Origin of the sequence: Roseburia porci (assembly GCF_009695765.1) — a bacterium.
Lineage (GTDB): Bacteria > Bacillota > Clostridia > Lachnospirales > Lachnospiraceae > Roseburia > Roseburia porci.
In genome coordinates, this window is record NZ_VUNI01000016.1 from 14,945 (window position 1) to 34,943 (window position 19,999).

The following is a 19,999-nucleotide window of genomic DNA, read 5'->3' on the forward strand; positions in this document are numbered from 1 at the left end:
TTTATGGAAAAATCTTAGATTCCGTCCCGCACCTTCATTCGCAGATGCTCTGGCATTTGCATAACACCGCGTAATGCGGAAGAAAAGGAGCGTACAATCGTATGGAATTTATGACAGGAGTAGCAAAGAAAGACACCTTGGAGATCAGCGAGATCCTTTCTGCTGATTATGAGGGAAAGAACATTAAGGTACAGGGCGCGATCCATACCATAAGGGATATGGGCGAAGTTGCTTTTATCGTTTTGCGTAAAAGAGAAGGCCTGGTACAGTGTGTGTATGAAGAAGGCAAATCCAGATTCGATATTCAGGATCTGAAAGAAGCGGATACCGTTGAGGTAGAAGGAACGGTCAAGATGGAAGACCGTGCACCAAATGGATTTGAACTCAGACTGGACACCGTGAAGATCTTATCAGAACCGGCAGAGGCTATGCCGCTTCAGATTTCCAAATGGAAGATGAATACTTCACTGGATGCCAAGCTGAACAACCGTGCAATTGCACTGCGCAATATCAGAGAACGTGCTGTGTTCCGTATTCAGGAAGGAATCACAAGAGGTTTTCGTGATTTCTTATATGGACAGGGATTTACAGAGATCCATACACCAAAGCTTGGAGCCAAAAGTGCCGAGGGTGGAGCCAACCTCTTTAAATTAGAGTATTTCCACAGACCGGCGATTCTGCAGCAGAGCCCGCAGTTTTACAAACAGATGATGGTCGGCGTGTTTGACCGGGTGTTTGAGACTGCTCCGGTATTTCGTGCTGAGAAGCATAATACCAAACGTCATTTGAATGAATATACAAGTCTTGATTTTGAGATGGGATACATCGATGGATTTGAGGATATTATGGCTATGGAGACCGGATTTTTACAGTATACCATGAAGCTTCTTGAAACATCGTATGCAAGAGAGCTGAAAATCCTTGGTCTGACACTTCCAAAAGTGGACCAGATCCCATGTGTCCGTTTCAAGGAAGCAAAGGAACTCGTCTCAAAGAAATATGACAGAAAGATCCGGAATCCGTATGATCTGGAGCCGGAAGAAGAATTACTGATCGGACAGTATTTTAAAGAAGAGTGTGGTGCAGATTTTGTATTTGTAACACATTATCCATCGAAAAAGAGACCGTTTTATGCAATGGATGATCCGGAGGATGAGACTTTTACACTGAGTTTTGACCTTTTGTATAAAGGACTTGAGATTACAACGGGTGGACAGCGTATCCATGATTACAACAAACTTATGGAAAAGATTCAAAAGCGTGGAATGGAGACAGAAGGAATGGAACATTATCTGTCTGCTTTCAAACATGGCATGCCGCCACATGGTGGACTTGGTATCGGTCTCGAACGTCTTACCATGCAGTTGATCGGCGAGGAAAATGTGCGTGAAGCAACTTTATTCCCAAGAGATTTAAGCCGTCTGGAACCATAGGAATGAAGAGCAACAATTGGAAAGGAGAAACAAAGTGAAGCATTTAGGAACAAAAATGTTAGAGACAGATCGTCTGATCTTAAGACGTTTTACGATAGAAGATGCATCCGACATGTTCCAGAACTGGGCATCGGATCCGGAAGTTACCAAATATCTGACATGGCCGACACATACAGATCTGGATCAGACGGAGGATGTGATCACCAGATGGGAAGATGAGACCATTGATAACGATGTTTACCAGTGGGCAATCGAATTAAAAGAGATCGGACAGGTGATCGGAAGCATCAGTGCAGTCGGCATGAATGAAAAGGTACAGTCGGTAGAGATCGGTTACTGCATTGGCAAAGAATTCTGGAGAAAGGGATATACATCAGAGGCATTGGCTGAAGTGATGCGTTTCTTTTTCGATGAAGTTGGTGCAAACCGTGTAGAAGCACGATGCGATGTACACAATACGAATTCTGCAAAAGTTATGGAAAAATGCGGCATGAAGTATGAGGGAACATCGGAGGCTTCTGACTGGAATAATACCGGAATCTGTGACTGCATGCATTATGCGAAGATCAGATGTTCAGCAGCTCTTCTTCAGTCTGAAGGCTTTGCTGCATTTGAGGAAGAAGAACCGGTCGTAAAACAGGAAGCAGTTGCAACGAAAGTTAACGGTAAAAACGTGATTTCGGATGAGACGATCGAATATGTAGGAATTCTTGCAAAGCTTGAGCTGAATGATGAGGAAAAGGAACAGGCAAAGAAAGATATCGGAGAGATGCTGGATTATATTGATCAGCTGAATGAACTGGATACAGAAGGTGTTGAGCCGATGTCCCATGTGTTCCCGGTAAATAATGTGTTCCGTGAAGATGTTGTTACAAACGGCGATGGAAGCAAGGCAACGCTTGCAAACGCTCCTTCTAAGAAGGATGGCGGTTTCAAGGTGCCAAAGACCATTGGAGAATAAGCTTAAGGCTATGGAGGAAATTAAATGAGTTTAATGAGTTTCACTGCCGTAGAATTAGGCAGAAAAATCAAAGCAAAAGAAGTAACTGTTACTGAAGCTGTTCAGGCAGCAATTGATGCAATTCATGCAAAAGAAGAAAAAGTAAACAGTTTTGTGACAGTAGATGAAGAAGCAGCGCTGAAAAAAGCAGAAGAAGTACAGAAGCTGATCGATGAAGGAAAACTGACCGGACCGCTTGCAGGCGTTCCGGTTGCTATCAAAGATAATATGTGTACAGAGGGAATGCTCACAACATGTTCATCCAGGATCCTGTATAACTTTATCCCGACTTTTACAGCGGAAGCCGTAAAACGTCTGGAGGATGCAGGTGCTGTAATCATCGGAAAAACCAATATGGATGAATTCGCAATGGGAAGTACAACAGAGACATCCGCTTATGGAGCAACGAAAAATCCATGGAATACAGAACATGTTCCAGGAGGATCATCGGGCGGTTCCTGTGCAGCAGTAGCAGCTGAGGAAGTTCCGTATGCGTTAGGTTCCGATACAGGTGGATCAATCCGTCAGCCAAGTTCTTTCTGCGGTGTGACCGGTATCAAGCCAACTTATGGTACAGTATCGCGTTACGGACTGATCGCATATGGTTCTTCTCTGGATCAGATTGGACCGATCGCCAAAGATGTTACCGATTGCGCAACCATTCTGGAATGTATTGCAGCACATGATACCAAGGATTCCACTTCTGTTTTGAGAGAAGATCTGAAATTTACAGAAGCGCTTGTGGATGATGTGAAAGGAATGAAAATTGGAATTCCAAGAGATTATTTTGGAGAAGGTTTAGATCCGGAAGTGAAAAAAGCGGTACTCGACGCTGCAAAGGAACTGGAGAAAAAAGGCGCAGTCGTTGAGGAGTTTGATCTTGGACTTGTGGAGTACGCAATCCCGGCTTATTATGTAATCGCATGTGCGGAGGCAAGCTCAAACCTTGCGCGTTTTGATGGCGTAAAATACGGATATCGTACCAGCGAGTATGAAGAACTGCACAATATGTATAAAAAGACCCGTTCGGAAGGTTTTGGACCTGAAGTCAAACGAAGAATCATGCTTGGTTCCTTTGTTTTAAGTTCCGGATATTATGATGCATATTATCTGAAAGCACTCCGTGTCAAGGCTCTGATCAAAAAGGCTTTTGATGAAGCGTTTGCAAAATATGATGTGATCCTTGGACCGGCTGCTCCGACAACAGCACCAAAGCTTGGACAAAGCTTAAGCGACCCGATCAAAATGTATCTTGGAGATATTTATACGATTTCAGTTAACCTTGCAGGACTTCCTGGAATCTCTCTTCCATGCGGAATGGATTCCAAAGGACTTCCGATCGGATTACAGCTGATCGGAGACTGCTTTAAGGAAAAGAACATCATTCGTGCAGCATATAGTTTTGAACAGACAAGAGATATGAAACACAGCCCGTTATCTGATGTGGCGTGTGAAGCATAGAAGGGAGGAGAAGGAAAATGGCAAAGAATTATGAAACAGTCATTGGACTTGAGGTCCATGTAGAATTAGCAACAAAGACCAAGATCTTCTGCTCCTGCTCCACAGAATTCGGTGGCGCACCAAATACACATACCTGTCCGGTATGTACCGGTATGCCGGGATCACTTCCGGTTTTGAACAAGCAGGTAGTTGAGTATGCAATGGCAGTTGGTCTTGCAACAAACTGTAGTATTACCCAGTATTGCAAATTTGACCGTAAGAACTATTTTTACCCGGATAATCCACAGAACTATCAGATTTCACAGTTATATCTGCCAATCTGCAGAAATGGCGGGGTTGAGATTGAGACAGCAGCAGGAAAGAAAGTAATCGGAATCCATGAGATCCATATGGAGGAAGATGCAGGTAAACTGGTTCATGATGAGTGGGAAGATGTTTCAATTGTCGATTACAACCGTTCCGGAGTACCGTTAATCGAGATCGTATCAGAACCGGATATGCGTTCTGCAGATGAAGTTATTGCATATCTTGAGAAGTTAAGAGAGACAATCCAGTATCTGGGAGCATCCGACTGTAAATTGAATGAAGGATCCATGCGTGCGGATGTCAACATTTCAGTAAGAGAAGTTGGAGCAAGAAAATTTGGAACCCGTACCGAGATGAAGAACCTGAACTCCTTTAAGGCAATTGCACATGCGATTGAAGGCGAAAGAGAACGTCAGATTGAACTGATTGAGATGGGAAGAAGTGTCGTTCAGGAGACAAGACGCTGGGATGACAATAAAGAATCTTCTCATGCAATGCGTTCGAAAGAGGATGCGCAGGATTACCGTTATTTCCCGGAACCGGATCTTGTACCGATCGTTATTTCAGATGAGTGGATTGAAGAAGTCAGAAAGAAACAGCCGGAATTCCGCTCAGAGAAACTCATCCGTTACAAAAAGGAATATGATATTCCGGAATATGATGCACAGATCATTACTGCATCCAAACATATGGCAGATATTTTTGAGGCGACAACAGAACTCTGCGGAAAACCGAAAAAAGTATCCAACTGGCTTATGGTTGAGACTATGCGTCTTTTGAAAGAGAATGAGATGGATGCGCAGGATCTGAAGTTTTCACCAAAGAATCTTGCGGAACTCATTGAACTGACAGAGGCTGGAACGATCAACAGCACTGTGGCAAAAGAAGTATTTGAGGAGATTTTCTATCACGATGTTGATCCAAAACAGTATGTGGAAGAAAAAGGATTAAAGACCGTAAATGATGAAGGTGCGTTAAGAACAACAATTGAGCAGATCATTGCGGACAATCCGCAATCGGTTGCTGATTATCATAACGGTAAGGAAAAAGCAATCGGATATCTGGTAGGACAGACGATGAAAGCCATGAAAGGAAAGGCAAATCCGGCTATGGTCAACCAGATCTTAAAAGAACTTTTATAAGAAAATGGATGAAAAAGTGCAGCGGAGCGATCTGCTGCATTTTTTTACAATTGGAAATTCTTGTGGAATTCTTAAGAGTTCATGAAGATGGTGTTTTTGTGTTTATCAGACAGGAAAAAGGTGATAAAATCATAATATATTAGCGTAAAGAGAGGTAAAACATGGGGTACTTGGACGCAAAAGACCAGCATGAACGTGCTTATTTTATGGCACGTGCTGTGATGGATGAAGTAAAAAAAGTTGTAAAAGGAAAAGATGAATGTGTTGAGAAGGCACTGGCAGCGATTCTTGCAGAGGGACATATTCTGATCGAAGATGTTCCTGGTGTGGGAAAGACAACACTTGCAATCGCATTTTCCAGGGCAATGGCGCTGGTGAACCACAGAGTGCAGTTTACCCCGGATGTGCTTCCGGCGGATATCCTTGGATTTTCAATGTATCAGAAAGAAACAGGCCAGTTTGTATATCATCAGGGAACGATTATGTGTAATCTGTTTCTTGCAGACGAGATCAACCGTACATCTCCGAAGACACAGTCTGCGCTTCTTGAGGTTATGGAGGAAGGCAAGGTGACGGTGGATGGAATCAGCCATAAGGTGCCGGAACCGTTTGTGGTCATTGCAACACAAAATCCAAAAGGAAGTGCCGGTACACAGCTGCTTCCGGAATCACAGCTGGACCGTTTTATGATCTGCATGAGCATGGGATATCCGGAACTGGACAGTGAGATCGAGATTGCCAAGGGACGAAGCGTAAAGTCGGATATTGACCAGGTCAGCAGTATTTTACGTTCGGATGAGCTGGAAAAATTACAGGAATATGTCAGACAGATACATGTTCATGACAGTATTTACAAATACATTGCGGAGCTTATGTCTGCAACCAGAGAAAATGCATATATTGAACTTGGAGTGAGCCCGCGTGGTACGATCGCATGTACAAAGATGGCAAAGGCACATGCATTTCTGGAGGGAAGAACTTATGTGCTTCCAGAGGATGTAGCCGCTGTTTTTACGGATGTGGCAAGACACCGTATTGTTTTGAACACGAAGGCGAGAGTTTCACATGTGACAGAAATGGCAGTTTTGCAAAAGATTCTTTCAGAAGTCCAGCAGCCTGCTTCATATATGGAATAAGAGTTGGATGGAGGAATCTGGGTGAAACGATATGTTACAGCTTTGATCATGATTGTTCTGCTGATCTATACCGCTATGATTTATGGAAGTGCACCGATTGCAATGTTTGCTTTCTGCCTGTTGCTGTTAATGCTGATTTCATTGGTATATATGAATCTGATTGCGGCGGAGATTGAACCGGTCATTCGCATTCCAATCGCACTGGCGGAAAAAGGGCAGAAGGTTTTGATCAATACAGAGATTCACAATCGTTCCGGTAAAAATAACCGAAAGATCGGCTATCAGATATCGGTTAATTTTCAGGGGAAAGAACAGGAAAAACGCTGGATCTACCTGGATATGGAGTCCGGTGTTTCTGAAAACCGGCAGTTTGAGATTGGCTTTTTCTATGCTGGAAGCTACGAGATCATTTTAAATAAGATCCGGGTATATGATATGACTGGCTTTTTTTATCTGAACCGCAAAGTCACAAAGCGTGTGGCGAGAAGTATTGAAGTTCTGCCGGAGATGGAAGAGATGTCTGTGCGGCTGACAGAACCGGTTCGGAATTTCTTTGGAGAGGCAGAAGTGTATGATGAATTAAAGGCCGGAGATGATGCGAACGAAGTCTTTCAGATCCGCCCATTTCAAAATGGGGACAAGGTTCAGAGTATTCACTGGAAAATCAGTGCCAGAATGGATGAGCTGATGGTAAAAGAAAACAGTCATCCGAAAGCATGCCCTGTGACATTGCTTCTTGATTCCCATGGAAGAAACACACGAAAAGACAATGTAAGGCAGATGGACATTTATTATATGGCAGCGGCAAGTATTTCCTATTCGCTTATGGATGCAGGATGTCCGCATTATGTGGCATGGTTTAGTGGACAGACGATGGATCTTGTAAGAATCCGCGTGGATGATGAGGAAAGTTTTTATCAGTTTCTTGCCTTTTATCTGAATGAAAAAGAAGACAAGGCGCAGGAAGATATTCAGGCACTTTATAAAGAAAAGTACCGTTCTGAGCTGATCCTGCATCATATTGTATTGAATGAAAAAATGGAGATCCGACTTGACAAAAAGCTGCTTAAAACGATCCGTAAGGATCATGCAAAAGCGGATATTCATGAACTGGAACTTATATTGTAGCGGGAGATAGAAATGAAACAGCAGAAGAAGCTGATCGACTGGCAGCAGAGCAGACCGGTCTATAGAAATACAATCAAAAACTCCGGGTGGACAGAAGTTGTGCGCTGCATTGGCAACAGCATAATTGCTGTTCTTTTTCTACTGTCTTCTGTCTGGATGATACAGGATGTATTTCCAGATATGAAAGTATATGTTTCCGGAGTGATTCTTTCCGTTGTGGTAATCGCTGTGTTTACGTTCTGGAATGGAATGATGACTGGGGCAGAACAGAAGATGCGAAGGCTTATTGGAAATTTGGCAGTCCTTGTGATTACTGCATTTGGCTGTTATCTGTTTTACCGAAATCATCGAATACCAATGGAAGACGGAGGAATGGCACTTGGACAGCTTTATCTGGATCGGTGGAATGAATATTACAATACCACGGCAAAGTTTTCCGGTGGCGACGCAGCATATATTTCACTTACACTGTCTTTTGGAGTGGTTGTGGCTGCATCGGTACTTCAGATGCTTGCAGGAGTATTCCGGAAATGGTGGCTTATGATTAGTTTGCCGCTGATCGTATGCGTGCTTGAACTTCTGATTGGCTATACACCTGGATGGGGCGCTTTCATCCTGCTTTATGCTGGAATCGTGCTCGGCGGCTGTGTATTCTGGAAGAAAATCTTTCCGGGGAAAAGACGGATGATCTGGATTGGTGTGTCCATTGTTCTTGTTGTTGTAGCTGTGACATATGGTCTGAATAGACCGGCACAGTATATTGCGTCGAAAGAAACGCAGATGAAAGTGGTACAGGGCGAACTGGAAAGCTCGTTCAAAAATCTGAGAGTTCAGCTGTTCCATGGAAATATGGAAGATGGATGTGTGGATAATCACACACCGAAGTATAACAATGAAGAAGTAATGAGAATCCATATGGATGGCAGTTCAAATGGTGGGCGTATGTATCTTCGTGGATATTATGGCTCCGATTATGAGAATTCGGAATGGATGAACGCAGATGATGTATTTGCGAAGGCATGCATTGATCATGGAATTTCATCGGAAGAAGGCTCAGAACTTTTGGCGAATGCACAGTATATCAATGCAATGGCGGAAGATGCCGGTGCTGCAACAGAGTATTCGGTAGAATATACCGGAATTCAGGATTCGTATACGTATGCACTGTATGCGAGCAGTTATTCCAGCATGAAGGATGTTACACTTTCCGGGGATTATCTTATCTCCAAAGAAAAGGGAAAGAAAACCTTTTTTGCGACAGCAAATCTGCAGAACTGGGATATGTTTAACTGGGAAACCGCAGGAGAGAATCTTTTTTGGTATGCAGACAGTTATGGTGGACTGTGGGACAAAGAACAGGAGTTTTTCGACTGGTATAATCAGTATGCTGCAGCAAATTATCTGACCGTACCAGCGCAGGAAGTGACAGCAGGAAAGATTGCAGAAGAGATCATGCAGTCGGATCTTGCAGAGCTTGATTATGGTGACAGCTATGGGAGCGATGCTGTGAACATGAAAAGAATTATATATGCACAGCTTGTCAGTTCTGAACTTGCTGCCCGTGGAATGTACAGTTTATATCTGGATTCTCCGGGAAATCAGGATCCAATCGAGTATTTCCTTTCGGTAAGCCATAAGGGGTATTGTGTACATTTTGCATCGGCAGGGGTATTTATCCTGCGTGAACTTGGCGTGCCGGCACGATATGCAACCGGATATATCACAAAAGGAAATGGAACAAGCGGCGAAGACGACACGACAGATTATGTGGTGGAGGATAACTGCGCGCATGCGTGGGTGGAAGTCTATCTGAACAATTATGGCTGGGTGCCGATGGAGATGACACCGGGCTATGATGACGATCAGACGAAACTTCCGAGTGAGTGGACCAAATCTGAGACTCAGAAGAATAATGAAGGTAAGGAAAAGATTATTCAAAGACAGGAAGCACAGCAGGATCAGCAGCCGTCAGATACACAAAGTGAAGATCTGACACAGGATGAGAATACGGCAGAGGAAAATACGCAAAGCAACGTTAGAATGAACCAGACGTCAGATGATACAGGATTCCATGGACAGACGACATCAAAAGATGGACAGACACAGAAAAAACAGACAGATGAAGAGAACAGTAACTGGACGAAAGTATGTGAATGGATCAGTATCATGATTGTAATTGCCGGTTTCCTGATGATTTGCTTCTATCTGATTGTGGTTCGACCAAAGCAGAAAAAACAGTTCTGGAATAAAAAACTTGCCAGGGAGCTGGAAAGAGGACAATATAATAAAGCAGTACGTCAGCTGAACCGGAAAATCTATCATATGGTGATGCGAAAACAGCGTTTTCGGAAATCCGGATTGTCGGACAGACAGTATCTTGAAATATTAACCGGAAGTTTTCCGGAAATAAACCGGACAGACTGGGAACACTACATGGAGATTGTACAAAAGGCTGCATTTTCAGAGGAAAGCATAAGCAGTGAGGAGGCACAATTCTGTGAAAACATATTTCGGGCTTTGCCAGAAGAAGGGATAAAAATTCAAATAAAAAACAAAAAATAGTTGACATTTTTTTTCGCAACAGATATAATAAATAAGTCGTCAGCGAGAGCGGACGACAAAACTGGGATCTTAGCTCAGCTGGGAGAGCATCTGCCTTACAAGCAGAGGGTCACAGGTTCGAGCCCTGTAGGTCCCATTTTTGTGTTTATCACAATTTCATATGGCGAGATAGCTCAGTTGGCTAGAGCATGCGGTTCATACCCGCAGTGTCGAGGGTTCGAATCCCCCTCTCGCTACGCAATTATCCTCGACGAAAGTCGGGGATTTTTTGGCTCTATTGGATCAGGGTGTCAAAAGATGACTTTTAACTTAGTGGCTGGCAAATTGCACAAAACAAAAGGTCCCGAAAACGGGACCTTTTGCCATAGGGGAAATGTTTATTTAAGTATTTTTGTATTTATGCAAATGTTAATATTAGTTACATCCGAAACATTTACGGATAATTGCCATGATGTCGCAATTACTGAAGAAATTATAACACATAGATGTATCCTCCTTTGTTTGTTTTTGCTGCCTTAGCTAAGCACAAATGAATTGTAACAATTCTGTAACAATTAAACAATAGGAGATAACTGGTAAAAGATCATGATGTATGTTTGTGGCGTTTCGGCAGTGGAATCTGTGTGATCAGAACGGCAACGAATACGAAAACACAGCCGATCAGTTCTTTTGTGGACAATGTCTCTCCAAGGATCAGCCATCCGGCAAGAGAAGCAATTACGGATTCCAAGCTCATGATGAGAGAGGCGATGGCAGGAGCAACTTCTTTTTGTCCGAGAATCTGTAAGGTGTATGCGATTCCACAGGAAATAGCACCGGCGTAGAAGAGCGGGAAAGCACTGGCTGCGATATCTGCGAGTGAGGGTGATTCAAACAGAAACATACAGATTCCGGAAAGAACTCCTGTCACAAGGAATTGAAGCATTGAAAGCTTAAGTCCGTCTACTTTCGGAGAAAAATGATCTACAGCAATAATCTGGAAGGAAAAGAACAGGGCACATAAAAGAAGATAGATATCTCCGGTCTGAAGTGTGAACCCCTCATCTTTCATACAAAGCAGATAGAGACCTGCCAGGGCAAGAATTACCCCGATCCATGTCTGGAAAGAGACCTTTCTGTGCAAGAAGAGCCCGAGAAGCGGAACAATTACGATATAGAGTGTTGTGATAAAAGCAGACTTGCCAACCGTGGAATGACTGATACCAAGCTGCTGGAAGTTTGATGCAATACATAATGCTGTTCCACAGATAAGCCCGCCCAGTAAAAGGGTGCGGCGTTCCTTGACATCTTTAGCCCGGATGGATTTTTTGTCCCGGATACATATAAATGGAAAAAGAACGATTGCACCGATAAATGAACGGATTGCATTAAAGGTAAATGTCCCAAGATGTTCCAATCCTACGCTTTGCGCTACAAAAGCAGTTCCCCAGATTGCAGCAGTGACCAGAAGCAGGAACATACCGCGGACAGAATTTTCATTTTTCATATTATTCGCCTTTCTTTTGTGCCTGATATACTGGATTAGTATACGCTATCTGTTCTCAGGCTTCAAGAAAATTCCAGTTTTCAGGGACGAAAATTGTCAAAAAAATAACGAGAAATGTTTTCGATAAAAAACATTACTATTCATTGTAATTCACGAAAAAGGGGTATAAAATGGCTCTAGGTGAAAAAATAAAATTATAGAAAAAGGAGATACAAAACATGTTTGGTTTTGGTCAGTTAATTGACATCTTAAAGAAAAGTCCTAAAAAAATTGTATTTACAGAGGGAAATGATCCTCGTATTCTTGAGGCAGCTTCCCGTCTTTTAGCAAGCAACTTCCTTCATCCAATTCTTGTTGGTAATGAAGAAGAGATTTATGCAGTAGCAAGTGAGAGCGGATTTAATATCCGTGGTGCACAGATCATCGATCCAAAGAACTATGATCATTTTGATGAGATGGTAGATCTGTTCTGCGAATTACGTAAAAGCAAAGGTGTTACACCTGAGCAGGCTCGTGGAATTCTCTCACAGGCAAACTATTTCGGTACTATGTTAGTAAAAATGGGAGTTGCTGATGCATTACTCGGTGGTGCTACCTATTCTACAGCAGATACCGTAAGACCTGCTTTACAGCTTATTAAGACAAAACCGGGAAATTCCATCGTATCTTCCTGCTTTATTCTTGTTCGTCCATCTGCTACAGGTGAGAACGAAGTACTTGCAATGTCTGATTGCGCAATCAACATTCATCCAACAGAGGATGAGTTAGTTGAGATCGCTGGAGAATCAGCTGCCTGTGCAAGAATCTTTGGCGTAGATCCAAAGGTTGCATTCTTAAGCTATTCAACACTTGGATCTGGAAAAGGTGAAGATGTTGATAAAATGCGTAATGCAGCTGCAAAAGCAAAAGCAAAATATCCGGAACTTCCAATCGAGGGAGAGATCCAGTTCGATGCAGCAGTAGCTCCACGTGTTGCTCGTACAAAATGTCCGGAATCAGAAGTTGCAGGACATGCAAATACATTTATTTTCCCAGATATCAATGCTGGAAACATCGGTTACAAGATTGCACAGCGTCTTGGTAATTTCGATGCATATGGTCCAATCTTACTTGGTCTGAATGCTCCAATCAATGATCTGTCACGTGGATGCAACGCATCAGAAGTATATTCTATGGCAATCATTACAGCAGCATTAGCATAAGCGTCAGATTGACAAATACCATATAAGAGTATAAGATAATCAGAGCTGTCATTTCGAAAGAAGACTTCGGAATGGCAGCTCATTTTTCGGTAAAAAAGGGGTAGAAGATGAAAGAAAGCAATATACTTACAGAGGGATCCATTCCGAAGAAAATCATTGCATTTGCGATTCCACTGTTTCTTGGGAATCTGTTCCAGCAGCTATACAATATGGCAGATTCACTGATCGTTGGAAACTTTCTTGGAAGCAATGCACTTGCAGCAGTGACTTCTACAGGAAGTCTTATTTTTTTGCTGGTTGGATTTTTTAATGGAACAGCAATGGGCGCCGGTGTGGTAATATCCAGATATTTTGGCGCAAAGGATTATGAAAAAGTCCATAAGGCAGTGCATACGGATCTGGCATTTGGTATTGCAGCAGGTGTGCTTATGACGATTCTTGGAATTGTGTTTACACCTCAGATCCTGCTCTGGATGAAGACACCGGCAGAGGTGCTTCCAAATTCGGTCGCATATTTGAGAATTTATTTCCTTGGCTCGCTGGCAGTTGTATTATATAATGTCTGTATGGGAATTCTGCAGGCAGTGGGAGACAGCAGGCATCCGTTGAATTATCTGATCTTTTCATCCATTGTAAATGTGATTCTGGATCTGCTTTTTAACGGTGTGTTCCGTCTTGGTGTCGAATATGCGGCACTTGCCACGATTATCTCACAGATGCTCAGTGTAATTTTATGTATGAGAAGACTGATGAATACACAGGATGTATATCAGGTCAGACTAAAAGAGATACGTTTTGATCTGCCGATGTTAAAACAGATCATTACAATTGGTCTTCCATCCGGAGTACAGAATTCAATCATTTCGATTGCCAACATTGTAGTACAGTCCAATATCAACTCATTTGGAAAGATGGCAATGGCTGGATGTGGTTCTTATTCAAAGATTGAAGGCTTTGGTTTTATGCCGATCACCTGTTTTGCGATGGCGATGACGACATTTATCGGACAGAATCTTGGAGCAAAAGAGTATGAACGGGCAAAAAAGGGTGCAGCGTTTGGAATTTTCTGTTCCATTACTGCGGCAGAACTGATCGGAATGGTAATCTATATTTTCATTCCGCAGCTGATCCGTTTATTTGATACGGAAGCGGAAGTAATTGGATATGGTACGCTACAGGCGAGAACAGTTACGCTGTTTTATTTTCTGCTGGCATTTTCGCATACAGTTGCCGGAATCATGCGCGGTGCGGGCAAGTCGACAGTGCCGCTTGTGGTTATGCTGATCTGCTGGTGTCTGATCCGAATTACATATATAACGATTATTGTACACTTTATACATAAAATCCAGGTCGTATTCTGGGCATATCCGCTGACCTGGTCACTGAGTTCAATACTGTTTCTTGTATATCTGCTGAAGGCAGACTGGATACATAATTTTGAAAGACAGGAGAAAAAACAATGCGCGTAGGAATGGGATATGATGTACACAAACTGGTGGAAGGAAGAGATCTGATTTTAGGCGGAGTAAAGATTCCGCATACACTTGGACTTTTGGGGCATTCGGATGCAGATGTACTTCTGCATGCGATCATGGATGCATTACTTGGTGCAGCGGCACTTGGAGATATCGGAAAGCATTTCCCGGATACAGATCCGAAGTACAAGGGAATTTCAAGTATGAAGCTTTTAGAACATGTGGGGAATCTTCTGACGGAGCATGGATATGTTGTGGAGAACATTGATGCTACGATCATTGCCCAGAAACCGAAACTTCGTCCTTATATCGAAGAGATGGAACAGAATATCGCCGGAGTGCTTGGAATTGCAAAAGATCAGGTGAATGTGAAGGCAACGACCGAAGAAGGGCTTGGATTTACCGGCAATGAGACAGGCATCTCATCTCAGGCAATCTGCAGTCTGAATGGATTTTTTGAAAGCAGTATGGAAGTTGGTGGCGGAAGCCGCTGCGCTTCCTGCAGTGGATGCCAGAAAAGATAACTTAGTCTTGACAAAAAATCCAATTCTGCATAAACTATGGTAAGGATTATAATAGTAAAAGCGAAGAACGGAAAGAGTAAGAAATAATTGAAATAACAGAGAGAAGCTGCCATCGGCTGCAAGCAGTTTCCATTTCAGATTTCCGAAAGTGCCTCCGGGAGCTTTTCAGACGAAAGAACAGTAGTCTGAAACGGGTAACTTACGTTAAAAGGTAAAAAGCGAAAGAATCACAGATCAGAACACAGGTTTTTATGATTTTTTCGGAAGATAGAGTGGAACCACGGAATACTTCGTCTCTTGGCGGAGTGTCCGTGGTTTTTGTATTATAGGAATTATGTAAAAGAAAGAGTGAGAAGAATGAGTTTTTGGAAAAATATTCAACAGGAGATTGCAATTATCAGGGAAAGAGATCCGGCCATTCATTCCAATATGGAAGTATTTCTTTATCCGAGTTTTAAGGTAATGCTCAGCTATCGAAGAGCACATAAATTATATGTAAAAGGTCATTATTTCTGGGCAAGATGGGTGTCGCAGCGCGCAGCAAGAAAAACCGGAATTGAAATCCATCCGGGCGCACAGATTGGAAAAGGTCTTTTTATCGATCATGGAACCGGCGTCATTATTGGCGAGACAACAATCATTGGAGATAACTGTACCTTATATCAGGGCGTTACACTTGGAGGAACCGGAAAAGAACACGGCAAGAGACATCCTACGATTGGAAATAATGTAATGATCAGCGCAGGAGCAAAAGTGCTTGGCTCCTTCAAAATTGGAGATAATAGTAAGATTGGCGCGGGAAGTGTTGTTCTGGAGGAAGTCCCACCGAACTCAACCGTAGTCGGAGTACCAGGCCGTGTCGTAAAAAGAAATAACGAGAGACTTCCGCAGGAAGATCTGGATCAGACACATCTGCCAGATCCGATCTGCGAAGATATCGAATGCTTAAAGCGTGAAAACGACATGCTGGGCTGCAGAGTGCATGAACTGGAATATCAGCTTGCAAAGCTTCAGAAGGCGGAAACTGAGACAAAATAATTTGCAAAATCAGTTGGAAAATGCATAAATATCGATTAAAATAGAGATAAAGAAGGAGATACCATGGAGAATAAATTTCGATTTTATAATACCTTGACAAGAAAGATTGACACAGTGATTCCGCATGAGGATGGAAAGATTGCAATGTATACATGCGGTCCTACGGTATATCATTTTGCACATATCGGAAATCTTCGCAGCTATATTATGGAAGATGTATTGGAGAAGTCACTTCGTTATATCGGATACGATGTGAAGCGTGTCATGAACATCACCGATGTCGGTCATTTATCTTCCGATGCAGACACAGGAGAAGATAAAATGTTAAAAGGTGCCAAAAGAGAACATAAGACCGTTATGCAGGTGGCACAGTATTATACCGATGCGTTTTTTAATGACTGCAGAAAGCTGAATATTAAAAGACCGGACGTTGTGGAGCCTGCCACAAATTGCATTCCAGAGTTTATTCATATGATCGAAGTTCTTCTGGAGAAGGGATATGCATATCAGGCTGGTGGGAATGTCTATTTTGACACTTCGAAACTGGATGATTATTTTGTCTTTTCTTCCCAGGTGGAGAAAGAACAGCTTCAGGTTGGCGTCCGTGATGATGTAGAAGAGGATGTTAATAAACGCAACCGCAATGATTTCGTACTCTGGTTTACCAAATCCAAATTTGAAGATCAGGCGTTAAAATGGGATAGTCCATGGGGCGTCGGATATCCTGGATGGCATATTGAATGCTCCTGCATCAGTATGAAACACCTTGGAGAGTATATTGATATTCATTGCGGTGGCGTGGACAATATTTTTCCACATCATACGAATGAGATCGCACAGAGCGAGGCATACCTTGGACATAAATGGTGCAACTACTGGTTCCATGTCAATCATCTGAACGACCAGACGGGCAAGATGAGTAAATCAAAGGGAGATTTCCTTACCGTTTCGCTTCTTGAGGAAAAAGGATACGATCCGATGGTTTATCGTATGTTCTGTTTACAGTCACATTATCGCAAACCGCTTGTCTTTTCTTATGAGAATCTGGACAATATCACAGGAGCATATGTGAAGCTCGTTAAAAAGATTGCTGAATTAAAAGATGAGGGCGAAGTGGATGACAAGGTTTTTGCAGAGTATAAGAGCAGATTTGAGGATGCGATCTGCAATGATCTGAATACATCCATGGCACTTACTGTCGTATATGATATGCTGAAGGCTGACACGAATGATAAGACAAAGCTTGCGCTTGCCGCAGATTTTGATAAGGTATTATCTTTGAATCTTACAACTGCAGGCGCTGCGTTGAAAGAAGCTGGAAGCAGTGTGGATCCGGAACTTGAAGCATTTATCCAGGAGAAGATTGCTGAGCGGAAAGAAGCCAAAAAAGCAAAGGATTTTGCAAAGGCAGATGCGATCCGCGATGAGCTTCTTGCCAAAGGTGTTGCAATTAAAGATACCCGTGAGGGCGTGGTATGGGAGCTTGTTTAATGGAAAAAGGAATTGACGCATATATTAAAGAGCAGTTTGAAATCGCACCGGTGGATATCCGCACATATTCACCGCTTGCGCTTGCATATATCGGTGATGGCATTTTTGACCTTGTGATCCGTTCTATCGTTGTCGGAAAGGGAAATACAAAGGCGAGTCAGCTGCATTATCGGACCAGCCATATCGTGAAAGCCAAAACACAGGCAGAAATGATGAAAGTACTCGAAGAAATACTGACAGTAGAGGAGGCGGACATTTATCGGAGAGGCCGCAATGCGAAGTCTCCGACGATGGCGAAAAATGCAACGATGTCAGATTATAGGAATGCGACCGGATTTGAGGCGCTGATGGGGTATCTGTATTTGAAAGATGAGTTTCCAAGAATCGTAGAACTTGTAAAGTATGCGATCGAAAAACTTAATATTACATATTAAAGCTAAAGGAGATCCTATGGGATACGAAGAGAATAAAATCGAAGGACGGAACGCGGTACTTGAGGCGTTTCGCTCCGGAAAGACAATTGACAAATTATTTGTTCTGGACGGCTGTCAGGATGGACCGGTAAGATCCATTCTGCGAGAAGCCAAAAAGCATGATACGATCGTGCATTATGTGGCAAAAGAACGTCTGGAACAGTTATCTGAGACGGGAAAACACCAGGGTGTGATCGCAATTTCGGCTGCATATGAATATGCTGAAGTAGAAGATATTTTAAAGAAAGCAGAAGAAAAAGGCGAACCACCGTTCATTTTTATTCTGGATGGAATCGAAGATCCGCATAATCTTGGTGCGATCATCCGTACAGCAAACCTTGCAGGGGCACATGGTGTTATCATTCCGAAAAGAAGAGCAGTAGGACTTACACCTACAGTAGCCAGAACTTCTGCTGGAGCAATTAACTATACACCGGTTGCAAAAGTGACCAATCTTACCAATACGATCCGTGATCTGAAAGAACAGGGAATGTGGTTTGTCTGTGCAGATATGGATGGAACATCGATGTATGATCTGAACCTGACCGGACCAATCGGACTTGTGATAGGGAATGAAGGAGAAGGTGTAAGCAAGCTCGTACGTGAAAACTGCGATTTTATTGCATCGATTCCGATGAATGGTGATATTGATTCGTTGAATGCATCTGTTGCAACAGGGGTTTTGGCATACGAGATCGTGCGCCAGAGAATTCATGCAAAATAACAGATATCGGAAAAGAGTGGGGCATAAAGCGTTTGGAGAACAAATATAGTAGCTTTACAGATGAACAGCTGATCGAGAAGTTCAGACTGGGAGACAATGACATAATTGATTATATCATGGAAAAATATAAGCCACTGGTGCGGAAAAAAGCAAATGCGATGTATCTGATCGGAGGAGAGACCGATGATCTCATCCAGGAGGGGATGATCGGATTATTTAAGGCGGTCAGGGATTACAGGCAGGGACATGATTCCAGCTTTTTTCATTTTGCAGATATCTGTATCTCAAGACAGCTTTATTCCGCAGTAGAGGCTTCGAACCGGAAGAAGCATATTCCGTTAAATACGTATGTATCTTTCAATACCGAAAGCCGGGAAAACGGAATTCCTCTTGATGAGATGCTGAGCAGTCAGCGGGCGGAAAGCCCGGAACAGCTTATGATCGAATATGAGAATCAGCAGGATTTTTATGCTGCCCTTGTGAAAAAGTTAAGCAGAATGGAAAGGGATGTGCTTGACCATTATCTGGAAGGAATGAATTATATTCAGATTGCAGAATATATGGGAAAAACTCCAAAGTCGATCGATAATGCGCTGCAACGCATCAGAAGTAAAATAAAAACGATTAACAATTGAGGGAAGGCAGGTGATTGTATATGGAATTTTCACGAATCGGAGAACATACCATAAAATGTGTAATTTCAGAGGAAGAAATTGAAAGTCTGGGATATACGCTGGAAGAGATTATGAGCAATGGAGAGCGGACACAGGAGTTCATGAACCATATATTTGACCTTGCAGAACAGAAGTTTGAGCAGAAGTTTAACCTTGGGGTAAAGACCGTCCGGGCTGATTTTCTGCCGGATCACACACTGGCTTTGACATTTTCAGAGCATCAGGGATCTCAGATGATGGAGCATCTGAAAGACATCGTAAATGGATTTTTAGATTCGATTCCGCCGGATAAATGGGATGAATTAAAGAAAGAATCGGAAAAAGAGGAACAGAGCGACACAGATCCGTCAGAACAGGTGGAAGATGTGACAGAAGTTGTGGCAATTTTTACGTTCTCAGATATGGATGTATTTATGCGGTTTTCCAGACTGGTGACTTTGGAACGGATTCCTGCGAATATGTTATATAAATACCAGGGAAAGTATTATCTGATTATGACGCTTACCAATTGTACAGAGAGTCAAGTGCTTCATTTATCGGTGCTGACCGATGAATATGCGGATGAAGTAGCGGTTGGACCAGAAAGAAAAGCATTTCTGGAAGAACATGGAGAACAGATTCTGGCGGATCGTGCAATTGAGACGTGCAGAATCTGTTACTAAAACTCTATTTACAAAACGCAAAAAAGGTGAGAAACTTATTTAGGAGTATTTATGGGGAAAAATACAACGTGGGGAGAGCTTG

At 42.7% G+C, this 19,999-nt stretch carries 17 protein-coding genes, 2 tRNA genes, 1 pseudogene and 1 other annotated feature; of the genes and pseudogenes, 19 read left to right on the forward strand and 1 reads right to left on the reverse strand.

What is annotated here, in order from left to right:
- Nucleotides 1-101: 101 nt before the first annotated feature.
- The 10 genes and pseudogenes from aspS (at nucleotide 102) to FYJ75_RS09670 (ending at nucleotide 10,404) form a co-directional block, all read left to right on the forward strand.
- Nucleotides 102-1,433, forward strand: a complete 1,332-nt coding sequence (gene aspS, locus FYJ75_RS09630) for an aspartate--tRNA(Asn) ligase (protein WP_154430240.1) — start codon at nucleotides 102-104, stop codon at nucleotides 1,431-1,433.
- 55 nt (nucleotides 1,434-1,488) lie between these two features.
- Nucleotides 1,489-1,917 (forward strand): annotated as a pseudogene (locus FYJ75_RS14880) (GNAT family N-acetyltransferase); the annotation flags it as partial.
- Nucleotides 1,918-2,106: 189 nt separating this feature from the next.
- Complete coding sequence (gene gatC / locus FYJ75_RS14885) at nucleotides 2,107-2,394, forward strand: Asp-tRNA(Asn)/Glu-tRNA(Gln) amidotransferase subunit GatC (protein ID WP_328596918.1); 288 nt, start codon at nucleotides 2,107-2,109, stop codon at nucleotides 2,392-2,394.
- Between the two features lie 24 nt (nucleotides 2,395-2,418).
- Nucleotides 2,419-3,894, forward strand: coding sequence for an Asp-tRNA(Asn)/Glu-tRNA(Gln) amidotransferase subunit GatA (gene gatA / locus FYJ75_RS09640; protein WP_154430241.1), 1,476 nt, complete (start codon nucleotides 2,419-2,421; stop codon nucleotides 3,892-3,894).
- 17 nt (nucleotides 3,895-3,911) lie between these two features.
- Nucleotides 3,912-5,342: an Asp-tRNA(Asn)/Glu-tRNA(Gln) amidotransferase subunit GatB gene (gene gatB, locus FYJ75_RS09645; protein ID WP_154430242.1), complete on the forward strand. Its 1,431-nt coding sequence runs from the start codon at nucleotides 3,912-3,914 to the stop codon at nucleotides 5,340-5,342.
- A gap of 161 nt (nucleotides 5,343-5,503) precedes the next feature.
- On the forward strand, nucleotides 5,504-6,478 hold the full coding sequence (locus tag FYJ75_RS09650; RefSeq protein ID WP_235907068.1) for an AAA family ATPase: 975 nt from the start codon (nucleotides 5,504-5,506) through the stop codon (nucleotides 6,476-6,478).
- A 21-nt stretch (nucleotides 6,479-6,499) separates the two neighbouring features.
- Entirely contained in the window at nucleotides 6,500-7,606 is a 1,107-nt protein-coding gene (locus tag FYJ75_RS14665) for a DUF58 domain-containing protein (RefSeq protein ID WP_154430243.1), read from the forward strand.
- A gap of 12 nt (nucleotides 7,607-7,618) precedes the next feature.
- Complete coding sequence (locus FYJ75_RS09660; RefSeq protein WP_154430244.1) at nucleotides 7,619-10,168, forward strand: transglutaminase domain-containing protein; 2,550 nt, start codon at nucleotides 7,619-7,621, stop codon at nucleotides 10,166-10,168.
- 63 nt (nucleotides 10,169-10,231) lie between these two features.
- Nucleotides 10,232-10,304: transfer RNA gene (locus tag FYJ75_RS09665), tRNA-Val, on the forward strand.
- 26 nt (nucleotides 10,305-10,330) lie between these two features.
- A tRNA-Met gene (locus FYJ75_RS09670) sits at nucleotides 10,331-10,404 on the forward strand.
- A gap of 347 nt (nucleotides 10,405-10,751) precedes the next feature.
- On the opposite strand, the gene FYJ75_RS09675 is transcribed toward FYJ75_RS09670, so the two are convergent.
- Nucleotides 10,752-11,654 carry a DMT family transporter gene (locus tag FYJ75_RS09675; protein ID WP_154430245.1) on the reverse strand — a complete coding sequence of 301 codons (903 nt, stop codon included), beginning with the start codon at nucleotides 11,652-11,654 and terminating at the stop codon, nucleotides 10,752-10,754.
- Nucleotides 11,655-11,872: 218 nt separating this feature from the next.
- Here FYJ75_RS09675 and pta point away from each other — a divergent pair, with 218 nt between their 5' ends.
- The 9 genes from pta (at nucleotide 11,873) to FYJ75_RS09720 (ending at nucleotide 19,917) form a co-directional block, all read left to right on the forward strand.
- Complete coding sequence (pta, locus tag FYJ75_RS09680; RefSeq protein WP_154430246.1) at nucleotides 11,873-12,856, forward strand: phosphate acetyltransferase; 984 nt, start codon at nucleotides 11,873-11,875, stop codon at nucleotides 12,854-12,856.
- 107 nt (nucleotides 12,857-12,963) lie between these two features.
- The gene (locus tag FYJ75_RS09685) at nucleotides 12,964-14,325 is read left to right on the forward strand and encodes an MATE family efflux transporter (RefSeq protein WP_154430247.1); all 1,362 of its coding nucleotides are present in this window, start codon (nucleotides 12,964-12,966) and stop codon (nucleotides 14,323-14,325) included.
- Nucleotides 14,316-14,855: a 2-C-methyl-D-erythritol 2,4-cyclodiphosphate synthase gene (ispF, locus tag FYJ75_RS09690; protein WP_154430248.1), complete on the forward strand. Its 540-nt coding sequence runs from the start codon at nucleotides 14,316-14,318 to the stop codon at nucleotides 14,853-14,855. Before FYJ75_RS09685 ends, ispF begins: the two co-directional genes overlap by 10 nt.
- Before the next feature lie 54 nt (nucleotides 14,856-14,909).
- Nucleotides 14,910-15,156, forward strand: a binding site (T-box leader).
- A gap of 56 nt (nucleotides 15,157-15,212) precedes the next feature.
- Nucleotides 15,213-15,893 carry a serine O-acetyltransferase EpsC gene (gene epsC / locus FYJ75_RS09695; RefSeq protein WP_154430249.1) on the forward strand — a complete coding sequence of 227 codons (681 nt, stop codon included), beginning with the start codon at nucleotides 15,213-15,215 and terminating at the stop codon, nucleotides 15,891-15,893.
- 63 nt (nucleotides 15,894-15,956) lie between these two features.
- Nucleotides 15,957-17,384 (forward strand): cysteine--tRNA ligase, encoded by a 1,428-nt coding sequence (gene cysS, locus FYJ75_RS09700; protein ID WP_154430250.1) that lies wholly within the window; start codon nucleotides 15,957-15,959, stop codon nucleotides 17,382-17,384.
- Entirely contained in the window at nucleotides 17,384-17,818 is a 435-nt protein-coding gene (locus FYJ75_RS09705) for a Mini-ribonuclease 3 (protein ID WP_154430251.1), read from the forward strand. Before cysS ends, FYJ75_RS09705 begins: the two co-directional genes overlap by 1 nt.
- Nucleotides 17,819-17,834: 16 nt before the next feature.
- Nucleotides 17,835-18,581: a 23S rRNA (guanosine(2251)-2'-O)-methyltransferase RlmB gene (rlmB, locus tag FYJ75_RS09710; protein ID WP_154430252.1), complete on the forward strand. Its 747-nt coding sequence runs from the start codon at nucleotides 17,835-17,837 to the stop codon at nucleotides 18,579-18,581.
- A gap of 32 nt (nucleotides 18,582-18,613) precedes the next feature.
- The gene (locus tag FYJ75_RS09715; protein WP_235907069.1) at nucleotides 18,614-19,216 is read left to right on the forward strand and encodes a sigma-70 family RNA polymerase sigma factor; all 603 of its coding nucleotides are present in this window, start codon (nucleotides 18,614-18,616) and stop codon (nucleotides 19,214-19,216) included.
- Between the two features lie 20 nt (nucleotides 19,217-19,236).
- A complete protein-coding gene (locus FYJ75_RS09720; protein ID WP_154430253.1) occupies nucleotides 19,237-19,917 on the forward strand; it encodes an adaptor protein MecA in 681 nt (226 codons plus the stop codon).
- Nucleotides 19,918-19,999 lie beyond the last annotated feature (82 nt).